We start from the raw sequence: 21,790 nt of genomic DNA, 5'->3' as shown, positions 1-21,790 counted from the left end.
TGTTATGCAGCTGGTTCGAGGTCTTCATAACCTGCAGCCGCCCGAGCGGGGCTGTGTGGTCACCATCGGTAATTTCGACGGCGTTCATCGTGGGCACCAGGCCATCCTGGCGCGTCTGCGTGAGCGTGCGGCGGAGTTGGCCGTGCCCAGTTGCGTGGTGATCTTCGAGCCACAGCCACGTGAGTACTTCGGCCCCGACACCGCGCCGGCGCGCTTGACCCGGCTGCGTGACAAGCTGGCCTTGCTGGCGGCCGAGGGCGTCGACCTGGTGCTGTGCCTGGCCTTCAACCGCCGCCTGCGCGAGCTATCGGCGGCTGAGTTCGTCCAGCGCGTGCTGGTGGACGGGTTGCGGGTGAAGGATCTGGAGATCGGCGACGACTTCCGCTTCGGCTGCGACCGTGCCGGGGATTTCGAGTTTCTCAAGGCCGCTGGCAAGCGCCATGGCTTCAGCGTCGATGCCTCGACCACCATCGAGGTGCGCGGTGGCCGCGTCAGCAGCACCCGCGTACGCGAGGCGCTGGCCGCTGGCGATTTCGACCTGGCCGAAGCCCTGCTGGGGCGGCCGTTTCGCATCGCCGGGCGAGTGCTGCACGGGCAGAAGCTCGGCCGCCAGCTTGATGCACCAACGGCCAACATCCAGCTCAAGCGGCGCAAGGTGCCGCTGACCGGCGTTTATCTGGTGAGCTGTGAAATCGATGGCGTGATTCAACCAGGCGTCGCCAATATCGGCGTGCGCCCCAGCGTTGCCGGCGACGGCAGCGCCCATCTGGAAGTGCACCTTCTGGATTTCGCCGGCGACCTCTATGGCCGGCGCCTCTCGGTGGCTTTCCACCACAAGCTGCGTGATGAGCAGCGTTTCGCCTCGCTGGAGGCCCTGAAGGCGGCGATTGCCGCCGATATTGCCGCTGCCCGTGAATATTGGCAGAGCCACCCGCTGATGAAGAGCCCGACATGACCGATTACAAAGCCACGCTGAACCTGCCCGACACCCCCTTCCCGATGAAGGCTGGCCTGCCGCAACGCGAGCCGCAGACCCTGCAGCGCTGGATTGACATTGGCCTGTACGAGAAGCTGCGCAAGGCGGGTGAAGGTCGCCCGAAATTCATCCTGCACGATGGCCCTCCTTACGCCAACGGCAGCATCCATATCGGCCACGCGCTGAACAAGATCCTCAAGGACATCATCACCCGCTCCAAGACCCTGGCCGGTTTCGACGCGCCCTACGTGCCGGGCTGGGACTGCCATGGTCTGCCCATCGAGCACAAGGTGGAAACCACCTTCGGCAAGAACCAGCCGGCCGACCTGACCCGCGAGCGTTGCCGTGCCTATGCCGCCGAACAGGTGGAAGAGCAGAAGGCCGGTTTCGTCCGCCTCGGTGTGCTGGGGGACTGGAACAATCCCTACCTGACCATGAACTTCGCCAACGAGGCCGGCGAGATCCGTGCCCTGGCCGAGATGGTCAAGAACGGTTTCGTGTTCAAGGGCCTCAAGCCGGTCAACTTCTGCTTCGATTGCGGTTCGGCACTGGCCGAGGCCGAGGTCGAGTACATGGACAAGAAGTCCGAAGCCATCGACGTGGCCTTCCCGGTCGCGGATGCCGACAAGCTGGCCGCCGCCTTCGGCCTGGCCAGCCTGAGCAAACCAGCCGCCATCGTCATCTGGACCACCACGCCCTGGACCATCCCGGCCAACCAGGCGCTGAACGTGCACCCGGAATTCACCTACGCGCTGGTGGACGTGGGCGACCGCCTGCTGCTGCTGGCCGAGGAAATGGTCGAAAGCTGCCTGCAGCGCTATGGCCTCGAAGGCCAGGTGGTTGCCACCGCTCAGGGCGCGGCACTGGAACTGATCAACTTCCGCCACCCGTTCTATGACCGCCTGTCGCCGCTGTACCTGGCCGACTATGTCGAGCTGGGCGCCGGTACCGGCATCGTCCACTCGGCGCCGGCCTATGGCGAGGACGACTTCCATAGCTGCAAGCGCTATGGCATGAGCAATGACGAGATTCTCAACCCGGTGCAGAGCAACGGCGTGTACGTCGACTCGCTGCCGTTCTTTGGTGGCCAGTTCATCTGGAAGGCCAACCCGGCCATCGTCGCCAAGCTCGAGGAAGTCGGCGCGCTGCTCAAGCACGAGACCATCAATCACAGCTACATGCACTGCTGGCGCCACAAGACGCCGCTGATCTACCGCGCCACGGCGCAGTGGTTCGTGGGCATGGACACCCAGCCGAAAGCGGGCGGCACCCTGCGTGAGCGCTCCCTGGCGGCCATCGAGCAGACCAAGTTCGTCCCGGCCTGGGGCCAGGCGCGTCTGCACAGCATGATCGCCGACCGCCCGGACTGGTGCATCTCGCGTCAGCGCAACTGGGGCGTGCCGATCCCGTTCTTCACCCACAAGGAAAGCGGCGAACTGCACCCGCGCACCGTCGAACTGATGGAAGAGGTGGCGGGGCGCGTCGAGCAGGAGGGCATCGAGGCCTGGTTCAAGCTGGATCCCGCCGAGCTGCTCGGCGCCGAGGCCGAGCAGTACGACAAGAGCCGCGACACTCTGGACGTGTGGTTCGACTCCGGCACCACCCACTGGCATGTGCTGCGTGGCTCCCATGCCGAACTGGCGCATGCCCAGGGCCCGGTTGCCGACCTCTATCTGGAGGGCTCCGACCAGCACCGCGGCTGGTTCCATTCCTCGCTGCTGACCGGCTGCGCCATCGACGGCCACGCGCCCTACAAGGAACTGCTGACCCACGGCTTCACCGTCGACGAGCAGGGCCGCAAGCAGTCCAAGTCCCTCGGCAACGTGGTCGCCCCGCAGAAGGTGATCGACAGCATGGGCGCCGACATCCTGCGCCTGTGGGTAGCCTCCACCGACTACTCCGGCGAGATGGCCGTCTCCGACCAGATCCTGCAGCGCAGCGCCGATGCCTACCGGCGCATCCGTAATACCGCACGCTTCATGCTGGCCAACCTCAACGGCTTCGAGCCGGCCCGGGATCTGCTGCAACCCGAGCAGATGCTCGACCTCGACCGCTGGGCGGTGGACGCCACCGCACGGCTGCAGGACGAACTGACCGAGGCCTACGCCGAGTACCGCTTCTGGAACGTCTACTCCAAGGTGCACAACTTTTGTGTGCAGGAGCTGGGCGGCTTCTACCTGGACATCATCAAGGATCGTCAGTACACCACCGCGGCCGACAGCGTGGCGCGTCGCTCCTGCCAGAGCGCACTGTTCCATATCTGCGAGGCGCTGGTGCGTTGGGTCGCGCCGATCCTGGCCTTCACCGCCGAGGAAATCTGGCAGTTCCTGCCGGGCGAGCGCGCCGAGTCGGTGATGCTGGCCACCTGGTACGAGAACCTCCCCCGCCTGCCGCAGGGCTTCGAGCTGGATCAGGCCTACTGGCAGCGCGTCATGGCGGTCAAGGGGGCGGTGAACAAGGAGCTGGAGAACCTGCGCGCGGCCAAGGCGATTGGCGGCAACCTGCAGGCCGAAGTCACCCTGTATGGCGATGACGCCCTGCGTGCCGACCTGGCCAAGCTGGGTGACGAGCTGCGCTTCGTGCTGATCACCTCCGCTGCCGAGGCTGCACCGCTAGCCGAGGCGCCGGCCGATGCCGTGGTCACCGAGGCGCCGGGGCTGAAGCTGAAGATCGTCAAGTCGGCTCACGCCAAGTGTGGTCGTTGCTGGCACTTCCGCGCCGATGTCGGCAGCCATGCCGAGCACCCGGAGCTGTGTGGGCGTTGCGTGAGCAACATCGAAGGCAGCGGCGAGGTGCGCAAGCATGCGTGAAGCCCGTTTCGGCAAATTGCCCTGGTTGCTGCTGAGCCTGCTGATCCTGATCGGTGACCGCATCACCAAGGATATCTTCGAGGGCGGCCTGAGTATGTATCAGCGCATCGAAGTGATCCCCGGTTATCTGGACTGGACGCTGGCCTATAACACCGGCGCCGCCTTCAGCTTCCTGGCCGATGCCGCTGGCTGGCAGCGCTGGTTCTTCGCCGGCATCGCCGTGCTGGTCAGCGCCGTGCTGGTGATCTGGCTCAAGCGCCTCAAACCCAGCGAAACCCTGCTGGCCGTGGCCCTGGCCATGGTGCTTGGCGGTGCTTTGGGCAATCTCTATGACCGCGTGGTACTGGGCCATGTGGTCGACTTCATCCTGGTGCACTGGCAGAACCGCTGGTATTTCCCGGCCTTCAACCTGGCCGACAGCTTCATCACCATTGGCGCCATCCTGCTGGCGCTGGACATGTTCAAGAGCGACAAGTCGGCGAAGAAGGAGGTGGCGCAATGAGCGAGGTACGCATCGGCCCGGATCGGCAGGTGACCCTGCATTTTGCCCTCAAGCTGGAAAACGGCGACGTGGTGGACAGCACCTTCGATAAGCAGCCGGCTACCTTCAAGGTCGGCGATGGCAACTTGCTGCCTGGCTTCGAGCAGGCGCTGTACGGCTTCAAGGCCGGTGACAAGCGCAGCGTGCAGGTGCAGCCCGAGCAGGGCTTCGGCCAGCCGAACCCGCAGAATGTGCAGGTCATGCCGCGCAGCCAGTTCGAGGGCATGGAGCTCTCCGAAGGCCTGCTGGTGATCTTCAATGACGCCGCCAATGCCGAGCTGCCGGGCGTGGTCAAGGCTTTCGACGACCAGCAGGTGACCATCGACTTCAACCACCCGCTGGCCGGCAAGGTGCTGGACTTCGAGGTGGAGATCATCGAAGTCAAAGCGCTGTAAGCGTCAGTAGCCCGGATGCAATCCGGGTGCTGCCATCGATACCTCGGATGCGTCCGGGCCATGCCAAGCGGGAACGATGTTCGCTCCCGCGTTACACTTGCCTCCTCCTGCAACGACCGCGTGCCGAGAGTCATCATGCATATCAAACTCGCCAACCCCCGCGGCTTCTGTGCCGGTGTCGACCGCGCCATCGAAATCGTCAATCGCGCCCTGGAAGTCTTCGGCCCACCGATCTACGTGCGTCACGAAGTGGTGCACAACAAGTTCGTGGTGGAAGACCTGCGCGCCCGTGGTGCCGTGTTCGTCGAGGAGCTGGATCAGGTGCCGGACGACGTCATCGTCATCTTCAGCGCCCATGGCGTCTCCAAGGCCGTGCGCGACGAGGCCGCGCGCCGTGGCCTCAAGGTCTTCGACGCCACCTGTCCGCTGGTGACCAAGGTGCACATGGAAGTGGTGCGCTACAGCCGCGAAGGGCGCGAATGCATCCTGATCGGCCATGAAGGCCACCCGGAAGTGGAAGGCACCATGGGCCAGTACGACGCCAGCAACGGCGGCGCCATCTACCTGGTGGAGGACGAGTCGGATGTTGCCGAGCTACAGGTGCGCAACCCGCAGAACCTGGCGTTCGTCACCCAGACCACCCTGTCCATGGATGACACCAGCAAGGTGATCGACGCCTTGCGTGCCAAGTTCCCCGCCATCGGCGGGCCACGCAAGGACGATATCTGCTACGCCACGCAGAACCGCCAGGATGCCGTCAAACAGCTCGCCAGCGAATGCGACGTGCTGCTGGTAGTGGGCAGCCCCAACAGCTCCAACTCCAACCGCCTGCGCGAGCTGGCCGAGCGCATGGGCACCCCGGCCTATCTGATCGATGGCGCCGAGGATCTCCAGCTCGAGTGGTTCGAGGGTGTCGGCGGAGTAGGGATCACCGCCGGCGCCTCTGCCCCGGAAGTGCTGGTGCGCGGCGTGGTCGAACGCCTGCGCGCCTGGGGCGCGACGGGTGAGACCGAGCTCGATGGCAGGCCGGAGAACATCACGTTTTCCATGCCCAAGGAGTTGCGGGTGAGGGCGGTTTGAATATAAAACGCTGGGCGGGCTGATCTTTCCGGGACATGCCAGCACGGTTATGATCATGAACTCAATAAAAACGCCGCTACTCCTCAGGAGTGCGGCGTTTCTTTTCAGCGTGCAGTCGGTTTCGCTCAATCAGCGCCAGCAGTCACTCACGCTACTGCTACCACTCTTGCCTTTTGTACCTTGCGCGTTGAGCGTCAGGTTCCCGCACTTGGTATCGTTTGTTTGCACGCCTTGCGGCGTGGCGGTCAATACATAGCCGCCTCCACCGCTTCCGATGCTCAGGCTGTATTTGCCTGTTTGCGAGTTGGCACTGGAGAGCCCGAGCTTGCCTATGTCAGCGGTTGCAGTGACATAGGCATTGGTCTGGGCGTAATAGCGTTCCTGGCGAGCAGCAGCGTCATTCAGCAGGGCCATGCCTTCGGCACGATTGCTGCGCAGCACATAATCCTGATAGCTGGGATAGGCGATGGCCGCAAGGATGCCGATGATCACCACGGTGATCATGACTTCCAGCAAGGTAAAGCCTGCTGCAGTTCTAACCTTCATCAATCGTTCTCCGGGAGAATTTGCCAGCTTTGCCGACCTGATACGGTCGGGCCAAAGTTGATATTTACAGAAGCCCCATCGGTGGTGAAGAACTTGTCACCGCTGAGGGTAAAGCCACCCGCTGGGCTCTCGAAGCCCGAAACGCTCTGGCTGTTGTAGTTGTCGCTGGCGTTTACAACGCCATCGTTGTTGAGGTCGAAAACCGCAAAACTGGTGCGTCCTCCAGTAAAGGGGTCAATGCCATAGTTTCGACCTATCAGGCCTGCCTTGCAGGGGTCGCTGGAGGGGGTCAGTGTACTGAGGAAGAGCACCTGGCCTCTGGCTGCCATCTCATTGACAATGCGCTCCCCCTCCGCTGAGCTACCGACGACCAGATCCAGATACCAGCCATATTTTCCGGTACTTCCATTGCGCCAGGCTACGGCATTAGCGCTCAGCGTTCTGACTGTAAGGCTGGTGGTCGTTTGGCCATTCTGGAAGGTAGCGGTAGCATTCGTCAGGGTCTGCTGTTGCAGATCTGAGCGTGAGCTGCTGGGAACATCACCGCTGGCCGTTGCTTGCCCGGTCGTTTTCCGATCCCAGATGCCGTAGAGGGTCTGGATGACAGCATTCTCCTGTCTGGATTTATCCGCCTCCCGGAAGTAACGGCCTGTACCAAACATGACGATATAGCCGTTCATGCTGGGATGACGAACGAGGGAGGGAGGGGCTGTGATGGGCTGAACCTCATCATTGCCGTTGCGGGCCGTGAACAGCGGAGTTCCCCCGTAAGAGACCTTGAAGTTGCTCACATTGATGTTGCTAGTGTGACGCAGAGGATTACGCTCCGTACCGTCTGCATTGGTGCCCGCATTGTCGATCAGATCGAAGCGCCACAGATTGCCTTTCAGGTCCCCTGCATAGACATAGTCGGCGTAGCCATCGCTGTTGTTATCGGCTACCCGAACAGTGGACAGCCCATTGTTGGCATCCGCTGCAGCGGTCGGGATCTTCTTGATCAGATTGCCCGTGGCGATATCGATCAACATCAGCACGGCGCGGCCGCTGTCACTGTCATAACCATTGCCCGTGACCACTGCCCATTGACCACTGTGCAGCTTGGCAATGGTGGGCGTCGGGAAGCTGTAACCCATGTCGCTGGGGGTATTGGCAGGCGCATTGTCAGGGATGTCCTTGCCGACGTTGAACTCCCAGAGCAGTGAGATATTGGCCGGGTCAGTGATGTCCAGGGCGAAGAGCGCCCGCCCACCAGCACGTAGGGTGCCGACCAGAACGGTTCTCCACTGATTGTTGATGTAGACGTCACGCACCACCGGTGAGCCGTCGACATAGAACTTGTGGGCGCCGCCCTGTTCGTTGTAACGCGGGTCAGTCAACCGATAGAGCTCGGGAATGACTGCTGTAGGCACGAAGGCAAACTGTTCCGTGCCACTGTCATTGAAGGCATGCAACATACCATCGTTGGCACCCACATAAATACGCTTGCTGCGATTCGCCTGGGCGGTCACGAAGTTGCCATAGTTGCCGCCTGGCTCGATGCTGTCTGCCAGGTAGGCCAGGTACTGCGCCCCGGCGACGACTGTAGGGTTGGAGTTGATGATGTCGCCGAGTAACGAGTCGCGTGCGCGGAAATTGGCGTTCGCTTCGCCTTTGACGAAGTTGAGTCTGTTCTGACCAAGCGTTTGATTCTCGCTGCTCATCGTGCCATTGACCATTGGCGCCGGGGTACCCGTTGCCAGATCCGTGGCCATCGCTGCTTGCAGGTTGACCCGTTGACCGGCATTGTTGAATGCCTCTCGGTTGGCGAGATTGTTCCAGGTCATTTCCTGAAGGCTTGTACCGTTTGCAGCCGGTATGCGGATCGTACGTCCAGATGCCGTAAGCGCGGAGCTGGCACTCCACAGGCGGGTTCTGGTTCCGTCGACTTTATTGAGCTGCTCCTTGATCAGGTCACCGCTCCAAGTATTGATTCTGTAATCGGTGCGGTAGATGTAAAGATCGTCGGAGGCTTCGTTGCCAGCCACGGAAACGGCAGGGCTGGTTACCGAGTTGTTTGACTGTTCAAGGTTGTTGAAGGCCTTGGTCAATTGTTCTTTCAGGGTCAAGGCATTGGTGACCAGGAAGTAGTTGTCCGGGTCGCCAGTGATCGTGGTCGTATCGCGATCCGGCATGCCGTATTTGGCGGCGTACCACAGCGGGCTCTTCAGCAGCACGGCATTGCTGGCGCTGGCGGACGGGGTGAAGGTTCGCGATGCGGTAGGCGGCAGCCCCTCACATTCCGAGCTGCTGGTATTGGTAACGCACCAGCCAGCCGGGCGGCCAGGTGGGGTATTGAGGCGATAGCGGGTTTGTCCGTCGCAACTGGCTCTGTTGCCGTTGTTGGCAGTTCCGTCTCTCAGGTCGCATATCTCCAGGTAGATGCCATCTGTCTGCGCTCCGGTGCCGGAGATGACATAGCCCATATGTTGCTGCATACCACCAGCGGCATATTCCGAGAGCAGGTTGACCTGAAGTTGATTATCGGCAGTGACTGACAGGGTATAGAGCGCAATGGCATCCATGTCATGGTCAGCGCCTTGCTCGACGTCTTCATAATTGATACGGAAAACCGCATAGGGGCGTCCGCCATTGACCGACATGTCTCGATCGCTGCCATCTGGATCGGTATTGGCAATTCTCTGTACGTAGAAGTCGACGATCTGGTTGGTTGGTTGAAAATTATTATTGCCAACAGATTTAGCAAAAGGAACCAGGGTGATGCGGCTGTTTCCCACGGGGAAGTTTATCTGCGGTAATGGTGAGGCTAGGGCGACCGCGTAGGTTTGCAACATGCGATTCCCGCCGATTGCATTTTTGGCAGCAAAGCGCGCAACACCAGCCGAGTAATAAGTCCCTTGCTTGCTCGGTTCTTCGGGGGCAAGCCCACGAGCGGTCGCCAGGTCAGCGATTGTCTTGGCCGTTGGGGCATTATCGGCAGTACCATTGGACTCACCAATAAAGACGCTCTTGCCAACCAGCCCTTCTGCTACGCCAATCGCATTGGTTTCAGTAGATACATTCAGATTTTGTATGGCGGCTGGGTCATTTGAGTTGGAGAACGCTTCGCCATTGGCTTGCCAGCTAGATTTTCCTCCGGGCAGTTTGTAGTCATAAGACGGGTTGATGTCGCTAATGACAGTCATTGCCGGAAGGGAGCAGGCAGGGTAATTTCCGCCACTTTGGCTATATGGCGAAACCCATGAAGGCTTGGCCAGGCCTAGTGTTTGGTCTGCGCCACTGTTACCTGTGTAGTTGTATAGAGACGTGGGGGCGCTTGCACCAGAGAAGTAGCGTAGCGTCTCATACATCATTTCGCCTACAGGGTTGCCCCACATATAGCAATGATCGTCTTGTGTGATCGTTCTATCAGTAATCCAGCAGCCATAGGTATTGTCGCCATAGCGAAAGTCATAGATGCGTAATTTATTGATGGTCGCGACTATACCGTTGCGCTCAGGCGAGGGATTATTTATCGGGTTCGAGCAATAGTTGGCGTCAGATGAGCAGAACTGCCCAGTGTAAGGATCGACCTCGCGAGTGAAACTGCCCATATTGGCGCGCAATATGCCGCCGCTCATGCTCTTTTCGTAAGAGCCGGTCAGCAAGCCAAAGTGCATCCTGTTGGTTTCGCCGAAATCATGAAGGATGCCGGTGGGTTTTACTGCTCCGCTGCCGTAAACCTTGCAGGTACTGTCTCGCAGCGCTGAATTGCCGGATGGGCAAACCTCAACGCGGACGTTGTAATCCGTCAGTGTGCTGGCCGCCGCATTTGGTAGCTTCCAGTAAAGTCCCCAGTTATCGCCTCCACTACCTTCTTCATGGCGAAAAGTTATTTGATAACTTTGGCCACCTGTCAGGGCAATACTGCCCGAGTGCTGGTTAAGCCCATTGTCAGATTTGTCGTTTCCATGCCCGCCATACCAGGAGGCGACATAAGTGCTGCCGATCTGCAGATCGACAGCATCGTCACCATCCACGGCAAATGTATAGGTGGCTGTGCTTGGGGGTGTAAGGGTTGCGGTAATCAGAGTGTGATAATTATCATCGGTACAACCGTTACCCTTGAACGGGTTTCCGTCTCTATCCTTGAATATCTGGGCGGCCGGGCCGCTTCCACATCGTGCGGAGTTGCCACTATTATTATCAAATAGTGAGTTCATCCCGGATCTGTTGCTAGGACTACCAACGTTATCTTTCCAGGTGGTTACAGTGACATTACTGAGTACCTCGGCTGGAACCAGTGTCCAGCCTGCTGGAGATGGGCCGCCGGATGTACAGCTCGCCGTGCCACCTGTACTGGTTACGCACTCGTCCATAGCAACTGGGCGCTCTTTTGACACCCAGTTCCAGACTCGGAACGTTGTATTGGTGAGAACGCGTAGTTGTGGAATACCTGTATCCTGTGTCTTGGAAACCACCGCGAACATATGATGGAAGCCAGATGCAGGCTGGGATAGCGGGGTAAAATCCGTGATGTTGTAGCCATCTGTGGCTTTGTATTCCTTACCCCATGCGTGTGCATCGCGAGGAATATATGCGCCCTGGAGCAAGGTTTTGCTTTCCGTGTCGGTGACACGGAAACCACCATAGAGCACTTTACGCAGTGCATCCATGCGTGAGGTGGTCAGATAGTTGAGGTAGTCACCGCTCCATTGGCCGCTGCAGCGTTTGTTCGTGGCCAGGGCTGTCGGAACGAAGGTGCCATCGGTATAGGTGTAGCAGACTTGGGAGTTGAAGTAGCCGAAGTAGTCGATACCACCCTGGGCCGCACTAAGATAGCCTTTGTAGCCAACATCAATGATGCCGTCGCCATTGAGGTCGGAGGCGTCATTATAGGCTTCGTAATAAAGCTTGTGATCTCGCCCCATGACCAACATGTTCAGGGGGGGGGTAGCCCGGCTTACAAACAGCGGCGTCTGTGCAGGGTTGTTTGCGCCCGCGAAGGCCTGAGTTGCCAGCGTTGCCATTGCCAAGGCGCTGGCCTGAAGGAGTGCATGAGTTCGCATGGTTTTTTACCTTCAGTTGAATACTTTGGCTGTGGTGGAGCGAAGGCTGGCTTTTTGCTCGGTATCGGTGTTCGTTGCTTTCGTATTGATCTCATAGCGGAAGGTACCGATACCCAGCATCATGTTGCCGTATTCAGGATTTTCTGCTTGGCCTTGTGCTGCTCCTGAGGGGGCTGGGACTGCATACCATTGCACTTGTTGGTTGCTTTCTCCAGTCACAGGTGAGTAGCTCAGGGAAGTGTCAAAGTCTTGAAGGTAGGCGGGTTGTTGATTCAGGAAGCAATAATTGCCTGTGCAGTCATTTTGTTCGCGAGGTTTCATTGGCGAGGTCAGAAGCCGCTCTCCTTGTCGAAGTGCTGCTTCTCCATAGTTCACAAGCTTTTGTTGATCTGCCAGATTGCCGGTGATGCGGCTTTCCAGAGCGGTTTCGCGCGCGCCTGAAAGTGCCAGTAGAGTAATGACCAAGAGCATAATCAAGGCGATGAACAGCGCTGCACCGCGTTCTTTCTCAGGAAAGTGTTGGGTTTTCATGGCATTAGGTTCCTCAACATCACAGTGCTTTGTGACACTTGATAAAGCTGGCCTTTGTCATCTGCTTTCAATGCCGCCACCAGGCTGTCGCTGTTCGCCAGGCCGGTCAGTGCTTGCCAATTTCCGAGGGCATCGCCCACGGCAACCGATTCTCTGAGGTTCACCCCAGCACTGCGTAATAGAGCGGTGTAGCGGACTGCCAGGATGGGACTCGTCGTTGCTCCTGTGGTGTACTGGCTGATGCTGCGCGGATCTGCAGCATTACCCACGCCGAATTCGTAGCGCAGGTCGACAATCCCGGAAACAAGTTCGCCAGTCTGAGCCTCACGGCCGCTGAGAGTAGTGCCTGCAAGATTGGTATGAACCCTAGTGCATTTGAGTGCGCCTGAAAGGTTGCCGGTGTCTTTCTCGAAGAACAGCCGCTCGATGATGATTTCATCTGCATTCCGGTAAGGGCCTGTTTCCAATGCAGCGACTGTTACCGGGCGTTCACCAAGGCAGTTGCGCTCAAGATGATCCTTGGGTTGGTAGCGGATGCAAACCGAGTCCAGTGCGGTTCGTTTGACGGTTTCCCCGGCAGGGAAAGCGCCGCAGCCGGCCAAGTTACCTGCAGCCGGAAATGCGAATGCAGGTTGCTCGTCTGGTCGGCGACGATAGCCGGCCTTGGTCAGTTCCTGTTGCAGCATCAACAACGCATAGCGGCCAGTTTCCAAGTTTTCCGCCTGATTCTGTTGGAAGGAGTAGCTGCGCTTGTTATCGATATAAATCTGGGTGACGCCCAGAATGAGGAAGCTGCTGATCGCGAGCGCGACCATGAGCTCGACCAGCGACAAGCCTGCTTGTGTGCGTTGCTGATTCATCTCGGCACCTTATATCTGAGTCCGCAGGCGGTAGTAGCAGACCGCCGAGCTTGTACCATCGGCGTTTATGCACTCGCCTGATTTGGCGTGCCAGGCGATCTGGATTTCAACGGTACTGCCACTGTTATCGCAGGTGCCGGCCACGCTCGTGCGGCAGATGTGAAAGTCGCTTTCCAGCAAACTCTCACCTTCTTCGCTGAGTGCCCCCACCGGAAGCGTCTTGGCAACCTTGTCTGCCCAGCAGCCGAGTTGTCCGGAAGCGTTACTGGGCAGCGGTGTGCAAGTGTCGGGTTTATCGGGGAAGTCCTTTACTGCGTCCTTGTAGAAGTCAGAGGACCCTGGCATCGCTCGCATCATTTCAACCAGATCATTGGCGAGCATGATGGCGACGTTACGTTGAGCCGAGTCCTGCGTGTACTGGATGGTGCGTGTTTGCAGGGCGACCATACCGAGAACGCCGACACTGATGAGCAGCAGCGTCACCAGAACCTCGATCATGCTAAAGCCACGTTCAGCTCTACGTATCATCGTTGGATTCCTCTGGCTCCGGTTGAGTGCAGCTACTCATGCTATTGCTGGCCTGAGGGCCGTTCTTGCCACGGGGCCAGGTGCGTATGCCCCCGCTCGATCTGACTTCGATGGTGTAACCATTGACGGCATCGTTACCTTTGCAGGTGATCAGGCTGGCCTCTGTGCCGCTGCCGTTGTAACGAAAGGTCAGCTCGCTCGTGCTGGCACTGATGGTGGTGTCAGCAGGTACGCTCATGCTTCTGAGTGCTTCGTCATCCGTGCAATCGGTCTTTACGCTCCATTGCCCATCCTCTTGGCAAGCCTTGACCAGCGTGCGTCGTGCAACCGCCTCGCTGCGAGCAAATTGCAGCAGGGCGAGCATTTCATTGTTGACCGACTGTGTGCGGTTGTTGGCAATGAATTGGGTGAAGCTGGGTACTGCGATCATCGCGAAGACACCGATCAGGGTCACGATGATCATGAGTTCGACCAGGGTGAATCCTCTCTGGAGTAGAGGTCGGCATGTGAACCGCTTGCACGGATTCGCCAGGAAGATAGGCATGGCATGGCTTCTGGTTAGGTAAGGGCAGCGAAATACTGCCGCTCTCAGTTGCACATGTCCGCTCTATCGAGATGACTGGTTCAGCTATCGGTATGATCGGTCTGACAGCAACCTGAATCAGGTGCGACATCCTCGATTTTCAGCCGGCCTTGCCGATTGATCACCAGTTGCCACTGGGTATCGTGGTTGCAAAAGGTGAAGCGACCATTGCTGGCGCTGGTCATGCCGTTGGCTCTGAAAGTGACGTTTTCGCCACCAAAGCCACGCCAGCAGAGATTGTATTGATGATCCAGAGTGAAGCGTTTGAGCAGTTGGTCATCTCTCAGGCGGATCACAAGCCAATGATGTTGCCAATCTCCATCGCAGGTCTGCCCATCACTGGAGCCACAGAGCATGTGTGCCTGTCGCTCGGTGATGGCTTTCATGCGCGTAAGGTTGACGAAGGCGACCAATTCATTGCGAATGCTGTGAGCCCGATTGTGTTCGATGAAATAACTGTAAGAAGGTGGAACCAGGCTGATCAGAATGCCTAGGATCGAAATGGTGACCAGTAACTCGTGCAGGCTAAGGGCGTTCTGCAAATGCATTTTCATGGGTGGCTTCCTCTGCGCGTATGATCCACGGTCTTCCTGACCGCTCTTTTGTTTTACACCCTGGCCGGGTGCTGTCAATTTTTTTCGGGGGTAGGCGTTGCTTAGAGATGTGATTTTGGTCGGCGCAGGTGCCATCGGTCTGCTGTCTGCCGTGATCCTGGCGCGCCAGGGTGTGTCAGTGACCGTGCTCGAAGCCGGCGAAATCGGCCGTGAGTCCTCCTGGGCTGGTGGCGGGATCGTTTCGCCGCTCTATCCTTGGCGCTACAGCGCGCCGGTAACGGCGTTGGCGCATTGGTCGCAGGATTTCTACCCGCATCTGGCCGATGAGTTGCTGGCCATGACGGGCATCGATCCGCAGGTGCATGTCACGGGCCTGTATTGGCTCGATCTGGACGACGAGGCCGAGGCGTTGGCCTGGGCGCGGCAGCAGGGGAGGGCGTTGGATTCTGTGGCGATGGCGCAGGTGTATCGGCAGGTGCCGGTGCTGGGCCCTGGATTTGAGCGCGCCATTCATATGCCGGGCGTGGCCAATGTGCGCAACCCGCGTCTGGTCAGGGCACTGCGCGCGGCGTTGGCGGCCTTGCCCAACGTGCAGGTGCATGAACACTGCCCGGTGCGTGGCTTCATCCAGGAGTGGGGGCGTGTATGCGGAGTGCTCACCGACAGCGGTGATATGCGCGCCGAGCGTGTGGTGCTGGCTGCCGGGGCCTGGAGCGGCGAGCTGCTCAAGACGCTGGGCCTGGCGCTGCCGGTCGAGCCGGTGAAGGGACAGATGATTCTTTACAAATGCGCCGAGGATTTCCTGCCGAGCATGGTACTGGCCAAGGGGCGCTACGCCATCCCACGGCGCGATGGTCATGTGTTGGTGGGCAGCACTCTGGAATATGAAGGCTTCGACAAGACCCCGACCGATAGCGCGTTGGCAAGCCTCAAGGCTTCCGCCGAAGGGTTGTTGCCGGCGCTGGCGGATGCCGAGGTGGTCGGGCATTGGGCGGGGCTACGGCCCGGCTCGCCAGCCGGGGTTCCCTTCATTGGCGAGTTGGTGTCGCACCCGGGACTGTGGCTCAACTGCGGGCATTTCCGCAACGGACTGGTGCTGGCGCCGGCGTCCTGTCGACTGCTGACCGATCTGATGCTGGGCAACAGGCCGATCATCGATCCGCGTCCTTATGCAGTCGATGGCCGCCTGGCCTGACGCATGAAAGAACGCCGTGCCCATGCGCATGGGCGCGGCGTTCTTTGCTTTTACACCAGGGTATTCAGGGCTTCGCGGCTGAAGGGCTGAATGTCCTGCTCGCGACCTTCACGCACTTTCAGTGCCCAGTCCGGATCCACCAGCAGGGCACGGCCCACGGCCACCAGGTCGAATTCCTGCTTGTTCAGGCGCTCCAGCAGGTTTTCCAGGCTGGCCGGTTCGGCCACCTTGTCGGTCTTGACCATGAACTGCAGGAACTCGCCATCCAGGCCGACACTGCCGACGGTAATGGTCGGCTTGCCGGTGAGCTTGCGCGTCCAGCCGGCCAGATTGAGGTCGCTGCCCTCGAACTCCGGCTCCCAGAAGCGCCGGGTCGAGCAGTGGAAGATGTCCACGCCGGCCTCGGACAGCGGCTTGAGGAAGGCTTCCAGCTCTTGTGGGGTCTGCACCAGGCGCGCGCTGTAGTCCTGCTGCTTCCACTGCGAGTAACGCAGGATGATCGGAAAGTCCGGGCCGACCGCCGCACGCACGGCCTGGATCAGTTCGATGGCGAAACGCGAACGTGCAGCCAGGTCACCACCGTACTGGTCGGTGCGCTGGTTGCTGCCTTCCCAGAAGAACTGGTCGATCAGGTAGCCGTGGGCACCGTGAATCTCCACGCCGTCCATGCCGATGGCCTGGGCATCGCGCGCGGCCTTGGCGAAGGCGGCGATCACTTCGTCGATGTCGGCCTGGGTCATGCCGTGCACCACCACCTGGCCGTCCTTGAGCTTTTCCATGGGACCATAGCCGGGCACGCTGGCATCGGGTTCGGTGCCCAGGCGGCGTACGTTACCGACGTGCCAGAGTTGCGGGACGATCTTGCCGCCTTCGGCGTGCACCGCCTCGACCACCTGCTTCCAGCCGGCCAGGGCATCCTCGCCGTAGAAGCGCGGCACGTTCGGGTAACCGTTGGCGGCCTTGTGGTCGACGGTGGTGCCCTCGGTGACGATCAGGCCCACACCCGCAGCAGCGCGGCGACGGTAGTACTCGACGACCTTGGCATTGGGCACGCCACCGGGCGAGAAGGAGCGGGTCATCGGTGCCATGACCACACGGGTCGGCAGTTCCAGCTTACCGAGCTGAAAGGGGGTGAACAGGGCTTGTACGGGGGCGCTCATCATCTTTCCTCTTACTGGTCTGGCTGCGCGGATCGGATGTGCTGGATGCCGGCGAGAATAAGGTCAGTCGCTGCGCTTGGCACAGCACTATTGATGGGAGTGATTAAGGCTCAGTGCATGTGAGGCGTATCGTGGGCCCTGAGCCCCAGGGCTCAGGGCTGCAGCCAGACCAGCGAGGCGAAGCGCCCGGTGCGGGCGCTGCGGCGGTAGGAATAGAAGCGCGGGTCGTGATAGGTGCACAGCCCGCCACCGCTGACGGCCGTGACGCCGATAGACGCCAGGCGGATGCGTGCCAACTGGTAGATATTGGCCATGAACTTGCCTGCGACCGCTCCTGGCACGAACGCCTGCTCGGCCTCGGCATGCTGGCGCAGGAAGGCTTCGCGCACCTCGCCACCCACCTCGAAAGCAGCCGGGCCGATGGCCGGGCCGAGCCAGACCAGCAGTTCCTGCGGCGCAACGTTCAGCGCCTGCACGGTGGCTTCCAGCACGCCCCCGGCCAGCCCGCGCCAGCCGGCATGGGCCGCTGCCACACGGCTGCCGGCGCGGTCGCAGAACAGGGCTGGCAGACAGTCGGCAGTCATCGCCGTGCAGGCGATACCGGGCGTGGTTGTCCAGTTGCCGTCGGCTTCGATCACTGTGGCGGGATCGGCCTCGGCCACCAGGATGCCATGCACCTGACGCAGCCAGGCCGGCTGGCAGCCGAGGGTGTCGACCAGATGCACGCGATTGGCGGCGACGGCAGCCGGGTCGTCGTCGACATGGTCACCGAGGTTGAAACTGTCGAACGGCGCCGCACTGACCCCGCCGCTGCGCGTTGTCACGCAGGCGCGCACATTGGCCGGCGCGGGCCAGTCGGGTAGCAGCCAGTCGTGGGCGCTCACCCGACGAAGGCCTCGCGATCCTGACGCAGCAGGGTGAGCAGCCAGACCAGGTCGTCCGGCAACGGTGACTCCCACTTCATGCGCTGGCCGGTGGCCGGGTGATCGAGTTCGAGGAAGCGTGCATGCAGGGCCTGGCGCGGAAACTCCTTGAGGCTCTGCACCAGGCTCTGACTGGCTGCTGGGGGAATGCGGAAGCGCCCGGCGTACACCGGGTCGCCCACCAACGGATAGCCGACATGGCTCATGTGCACGCGGATCTGGTGGGTACGCCCGGTTTCCAGCTTGACCCGTGCATGGGTGTGCGAACGGTAGCGTTCCAGCACGCGGTAATGACTGATCGCCGGTTTGCCACCATCGGTCACCGCCATGCGTTGGCGCTGGCTGGAGCTACGGCCGATGGGCGCGTCGATGGTGCCGCCGGCGGTGATCACGCCGATGCAGATGCATTCATAGATGCGGCTGACGCTGCGTTTCTGCAACTGCTCGACCAGGTTGGTCTGCGCCTGCAGGGTCTTGGCCACCACCATCAGGCCGGTGGTGTCCTTGTCCAGGCGGTGAACGATGCCGGCGCGCGGCACGTTGACGATGTCCGGCACGTGATGCAGCAGGGCGTTGAGCAGGGTGCCGTCGGCATGCCCGGCGGCCGGATGCACTACCAGGCCGGCCGGCTTGTCGATCACCAGCAGGTGTTCGTCCTCATAGACGATGTTCAGCTCGATGTCCTGCGCCAGCCACTCACCCTGGGCTTCCTGCTCGGCATCGAGCACCAGCTTGGAGCCTGCATGCACGGTGTCGCGTGGGCGCGCCACGGCGCCGTCGACGGTCAGGCGGCCGTCCTTGATCCAGGAGGAGAGGCGCGAGCGGGAGAACTCGTCGAACAGTTGTGCGGCGACCTGATCGAGGCGCTGGCCGCCCAGTTCGAAGGGCACTTCGGCCTGGAGTTGGATGGGCTGTTTGATCGTGGAAGTCATCTTCGGCAACGGCGGGCGCCCGGCCTTTGGTTTCGGCGATAGGCTTGTGGTTAAATACGGCGTCTTTGCCCCAGGGGTTTCCAGGGGGCGCTCATCATAACAGGACGGCCCTGCAGCCGTCACAGGGACGCAAGCCGCTATGCAAGTGAAACACCTGCTGCTGATCGCCATCCTCGCCCTTACCGCCGCCTGCTCTTCCAAGCAGCCGGAGGTCGATGAAAACCTCAGCGAGGCGGAGCTGTACCAGCAGGCCCAGGCCGACCTGGACAGCCGCAGCTATACCCAGGCTATCGCCAAACTCAAGGCGCTGGAGTCGCGCTACCCCTTCGGCCGTTATGCCGAGCAGGCGCAACTGGAGCTGATCTACGCCTACTACAAGAACGTCGAGCCGGAGGCCACCAAGTCCTCGGCCGAGCGTTTCATCCGCTTGCATCCGCAGCACCCCAATGTCGACTACGCCTACTACCTCAAGGGCCTGGCCTCGTTCGACCAGGATCGCGGCCTGCTGGCGCGCTTCCTGCCGTTGGACATGACCAAGCGTGACCCGGGCGCGGCGCGCGACTCTTTCAACGAGTTCGCCCAGCTCACCAGCCGCTACCCGACTAGCCGCTACGCGCCGGACGCCAAGCAGCGCATGATCTACCTGCGTAACCTGCTGGCGGCCTATGAAGTGCATGTCGCTCACTATTACCTCAAGCGACAGGCCTACGTAGCAGCTGCCAACCGTGGTCGCTACGTGGTGGAGAACTTCCAGGAAACGCCGTCGGTCGGTGATGGCCTGGCGATCATGACCGAGGCCTACCAGCACCTTTCCCTGGATGACCTGGCTGCCACCAGCCTGGAAACCCTCAAGCTCAACTACCCGGATCACCCCAGCCTGCAGGACGGCCAGTTCGTACCGCTGGAAGAGGGTGACGACGAGCACTCCTGGCTGGCCAAGGCCACCCTCGGGTTGCTCGATTCCGAAGCGCCGTTGCCGCCGGGCGAGACCCGCGCCAGCCAGGACGTGATCCGTCAGTACGAAGACGCTGTGCAGCAGATTCCGCGTGAGCTGCAGCAGGATGCCAAGACCGGCCAGACCGAGAAGAAGCGTTCCTTCTGGAGCTACCTGACCTTCGGCCTGTTCGACTGATTCAGGCATCACCGCAGACAAAGGAGGCTTCGGCCTCCTTTTTCATGGGCGTGATGAAGCGCCAGTGGCGCGCTGCCTTTGCCGAACTGCGCACGGCTTGCCATTTGGCCTCTGTGCCGACGGCCTGCGCTTGGCTAAACTGCTAGCCTCGACCAAAGGAAAGCATGCACCATGGGACTGTTTCGCCTGTTGTTCTGGATCGCCATCATCTGCGCGGCGGTCTGGGTCTGGCGCCGTTACATCAGCGCGCCCAAACCTAGCCGGCAGGCGCCGCCGGCCGATGCCGCCGCGCCCATGGTGCGCTGCGCTCATTGTGGCGTGCACGTCCCCCAGAGCGAGGCGCTGAGCCAGGATCAGCAGTGGTTCTGCAGCCAGGCACACCTCGAGCAAGGCCCGCATGCCGGTGATCGCTGAGAGCTTCGCAGGCCTGGACAGCGTACCGGCCCGGCGGATTCTCAGGCTTTACCATTTCTATCGGCTGAGCATCGGCCTGGCGCTGGTGCTGCTGATTTCCAGCAAGCTCGACGAGCAGTTGCTCGATCTGGTGCATATCGAGCTGTTTCGCACCGGTAGCTGGATCTACCTGATCACCAATATCTTCATCGCCGTGCTGGTGCACAAACCCCGGCACATGCTGCAACTGTTCAGCCTGGCGCTGGTGGATGTGATCTTCCTCTCGGCCCTGTTCTACGCCGCCGGTGGCACGCCCAGCGGTATCGGCAACCTGCTGGTGGTGGCGGTGGCCATTGCCAATATCCTTCTGCGCGGCCGTATCGGTCTGCTGATCGCCGCCATCGCCGCGCTGGCGCTGATCTTCACCACCTTCTACCTGAGTCTGCGCTACCCCGCCGCTTCGTCCCAGTACGTGCAGGCGGGGGCCCTGGGCTCGCTGTGTTTCGCCGGCGCCCTGTTCATTCAGGGCATCACCCGGCGCCTGCGCCTGAGCGAGACCCTGGCCGAACAGCGCGCAGCGGATGTGGCCAACCTCGAAGAGCTCAACACCCAGATCATCCAGCGCATGCGCACCGGCATCCTGGTGCTCGATACCCAGCATCGTGTGCTGCTGGCCAATCAGGGCGCCACACAGTTGCTGGGGCAGGGCGAACTGGCCGGCAAGATCCTCGACCCGCATTGCCCTGAGCTGGTCAAACGCCTGCAGCAATGGCAGCACAACCCCACCCTGCGCCCGGCAAGCCTGCAGGCCCAGATCGACGGCCCGGTGCTGCAACCCAGCTTCATCTCCTTGCAGCGCGGCATGCAGCAGCACACCCTGGTGTTTCTCGACGATATCTCGCAGATCGCCCAGCAGGCGCAGCAACTCAAGCTGGCCTCGCTCGGGCGCCTGACCGCCGGTATTGCCCATGAGATCCGCAACCCGCTCGGCGCCATCAGCCATGCCGCGCAATTGCTGCAGGAGTCCGAGGATCTGCAGGGGCCGGATCAGCGTCTGGCGCAGATCATTCAGGATCATTCCAAGCGCATGAACCTGGTGATCGAGAACGTGCTGCAGCTTTCCCGGCGGCGCCAGGCCGAGCCGCAACTGCTCGACCTCAAGTACTGGCTGCATCGCTTCGCCAGCGAGTTCCGCAGCTCGGCGCCGGCCGACCGGCAGCTTCACCTGCAGACCCAGAGCGGCAGCCTGCAGACGCGCATGGATCCCCAACAACTGAACCAGGTGCTGACCAACCTGGTGCAGAACGGCCTGCGCTACAGCGCGCAGAAGCACCGGCTCGGCCAGGTCTGGCTGCGCCTGTTCCGCGACGAGGCCAGCGACCTGCCGGTGCTGGAGATACTCGATGACGGCCCAGGCGTGCCGCCCGAGCAGAAGCAACATATCTTCGAGCCGTTCTACACCACGGAGAACAAGGGCACCGGCCTGGGCCTGTACATCTCCCGCGAGCTGTGCGAAAGCAACCAGGCCCGCCTCGATTACAAACCCCGCGAAGAGGGCGGTAGCTGTTTCCGCATCACCTTCGCCCATCCGCGCAAACTGAGCTGA

Annotated in this window: 19 protein-coding genes; 9 read left to right on the top strand and 10 right to left on the bottom strand. The window is 60.9% G+C overall.

Translation table 11 applies throughout. The annotated features are described in order from the left end of the window. The first annotated feature begins 4 nt into the window (after positions 1 to 4). The 5 genes from ribF (at position 5) to ispH (ending at position 5,802) form a co-directional block, all read left to right on the top strand. Complete coding sequence (ribF, locus tag OU800_RS18890) at positions 5 to 955, top strand: bifunctional riboflavin kinase/FAD synthetase (protein WP_268178885.1); 951 nt, start codon at positions 5 to 7, stop codon at positions 953 to 955. Continuing rightward, entirely contained in the window at positions 952 to 3,786 is a 2,835-nt protein-coding gene (ileS, locus tag OU800_RS18885; protein WP_268178884.1) for an isoleucine--tRNA ligase, read from the top strand. The genes ribF and ileS overlap by 4 nt, the downstream gene beginning before the upstream one ends. Further along, positions 3,779 to 4,288 (top strand): signal peptidase II, encoded by a 510-nt coding sequence (lspA, locus tag OU800_RS18880; RefSeq protein WP_268178883.1) that lies wholly within the window; start codon positions 3,779 to 3,781, stop codon positions 4,286 to 4,288. The genes ileS and lspA overlap by 8 nt, the downstream gene beginning before the upstream one ends. Then, complete coding sequence (locus OU800_RS18875; protein WP_268178882.1) at positions 4,285 to 4,722, top strand: FKBP-type peptidyl-prolyl cis-trans isomerase; 438 nt, start codon at positions 4,285 to 4,287, stop codon at positions 4,720 to 4,722. Before lspA ends, OU800_RS18875 begins: the two co-directional genes overlap by 4 nt. 135 nt (positions 4,723 to 4,857) lie before the next feature. Beyond that, positions 4,858 to 5,802: a 4-hydroxy-3-methylbut-2-enyl diphosphate reductase gene (gene ispH / locus OU800_RS18870; protein ID WP_268178881.1), complete on the top strand. Its 945-nt coding sequence runs from the start codon at positions 4,858 to 4,860 to the stop codon at positions 5,800 to 5,802. Between the two features lie 129 nt (positions 5,803 to 5,931). Here the strand turns inward: ispH and OU800_RS18865 are convergent, their stop codons facing one another. The 7 genes from OU800_RS18865 to OU800_RS18835 form a co-directional block, all read right to left on the bottom strand. Beyond that, a complete protein-coding gene (locus tag OU800_RS18865) occupies positions 5,932 to 6,348 on the bottom strand; it encodes a type IV pilin protein (RefSeq protein WP_268178880.1) in 417 nt (138 codons plus the stop codon). After that, positions 6,348 to 11,393, bottom strand: a complete 5,046-nt coding sequence (locus OU800_RS18860) for a PilC/PilY family type IV pilus protein (protein ID WP_268178879.1) — start codon at positions 11,391 to 11,393, stop codon at positions 6,348 to 6,350. The genes OU800_RS18865 and OU800_RS18860 overlap by 1 nt, the downstream gene beginning before the upstream one ends. A 12-nt stretch (positions 11,394 to 11,405) precedes the next feature. Then, positions 11,406 to 11,924 (bottom strand): pilus assembly PilX family protein, encoded by a 519-nt coding sequence (locus OU800_RS18855; RefSeq protein ID WP_268178878.1) that lies wholly within the window; start codon positions 11,922 to 11,924, stop codon positions 11,406 to 11,408. Next, positions 11,921 to 12,784, bottom strand: a complete 864-nt coding sequence (locus tag OU800_RS18850; protein WP_268178877.1) for a PilW family protein — start codon at positions 12,782 to 12,784, stop codon at positions 11,921 to 11,923. Before OU800_RS18850 ends, OU800_RS18855 begins: the two co-directional genes overlap by 4 nt. Positions 12,785 to 12,793: 9 nt before the next feature. Continuing rightward, complete coding sequence (gene pilV / locus OU800_RS18845; protein WP_330221394.1) at positions 12,794 to 13,282, bottom strand: type IV pilus modification protein PilV; 489 nt, start codon at positions 13,280 to 13,282, stop codon at positions 12,794 to 12,796. A gap of 19 nt (positions 13,283 to 13,301) precedes the next feature. After that, positions 13,302 to 13,775 carry a GspH/FimT family pseudopilin gene (locus tag OU800_RS18840; RefSeq protein ID WP_268178874.1) on the bottom strand — a complete coding sequence of 158 codons (474 nt, stop codon included), beginning with the start codon at positions 13,773 to 13,775 and terminating at the stop codon, positions 13,302 to 13,304. 161 nt (positions 13,776 to 13,936) lie between these two features. After that, on the bottom strand, positions 13,937 to 14,449 hold the full coding sequence (locus OU800_RS18835) for a GspH/FimT family pseudopilin (RefSeq protein WP_268178873.1): 513 nt from the start codon (positions 14,447 to 14,449) through the stop codon (positions 13,937 to 13,939). 97 nt (positions 14,450 to 14,546) lie between these two features. Between OU800_RS18835 and thiO the strand changes: the two genes are divergently transcribed. Continuing rightward, positions 14,547 to 15,644 carry a glycine oxidase ThiO gene (gene thiO, locus OU800_RS18830; protein ID WP_268178872.1) on the top strand — a complete coding sequence of 366 codons (1,098 nt, stop codon included), beginning with the start codon at positions 14,547 to 14,549 and terminating at the stop codon, positions 15,642 to 15,644. Between the two features lie 50 nt (positions 15,645 to 15,694). On the opposite strand, the gene OU800_RS18825 is transcribed toward thiO, so the two are convergent. From OU800_RS18825 to rluD, 3 genes are all read right to left on the bottom strand, one after another. Continuing rightward, complete coding sequence (locus OU800_RS18825) at positions 15,695 to 16,804, bottom strand: NADH:flavin oxidoreductase (RefSeq protein ID WP_268178871.1); 1,110 nt, start codon at positions 16,802 to 16,804, stop codon at positions 15,695 to 15,697. A gap of 152 nt (positions 16,805 to 16,956) precedes the next feature. Beyond that, positions 16,957 to 17,688, bottom strand: coding sequence for a peptidoglycan editing factor PgeF (pgeF, locus tag OU800_RS18820; protein WP_268178870.1), 732 nt, complete (start codon positions 17,686 to 17,688; stop codon positions 16,957 to 16,959). Beyond that, on the bottom strand, positions 17,685 to 18,659 hold the full coding sequence (gene rluD / locus OU800_RS18815; protein WP_268178868.1) for a 23S rRNA pseudouridine(1911/1915/1917) synthase RluD: 975 nt from the start codon (positions 18,657 to 18,659) through the stop codon (positions 17,685 to 17,687). Before rluD ends, pgeF begins: the two co-directional genes overlap by 4 nt. Before the next feature lie 139 nt (positions 18,660 to 18,798). Between rluD and OU800_RS18810 the strand changes: the two genes are divergently transcribed. The 3 genes from OU800_RS18810 to OU800_RS18800 all read left to right on the top strand — a co-directional run bounded on the left by OU800_RS18810 (position 18,799) and on the right by OU800_RS18800 (position 21,790). Further along, complete coding sequence (locus OU800_RS18810; protein ID WP_268178866.1) at positions 18,799 to 19,791, top strand: outer membrane protein assembly factor BamD; 993 nt, start codon at positions 18,799 to 18,801, stop codon at positions 19,789 to 19,791. A gap of 171 nt (positions 19,792 to 19,962) precedes the next feature. Next, positions 19,963 to 20,205 (top strand): PP0621 family protein, encoded by a 243-nt coding sequence (locus tag OU800_RS18805; protein WP_268178864.1) that lies wholly within the window; start codon positions 19,963 to 19,965, stop codon positions 20,203 to 20,205. Then, a complete protein-coding gene (locus OU800_RS18800; protein WP_268178862.1) occupies positions 20,189 to 21,790 on the top strand; it encodes a sensor histidine kinase in 1,602 nt (533 codons plus the stop codon). The genes OU800_RS18805 and OU800_RS18800 overlap by 17 nt, the downstream gene beginning before the upstream one ends.

Source organism: Pseudomonas sp. GOM7 (assembly GCF_026723825.1).
Classification (GTDB): Bacteria; Pseudomonadota; Gammaproteobacteria; order Pseudomonadales; family Pseudomonadaceae; genus Aquipseudomonas.
This window is presented reverse-complemented; position numbering and strand designations above follow the sequence as displayed.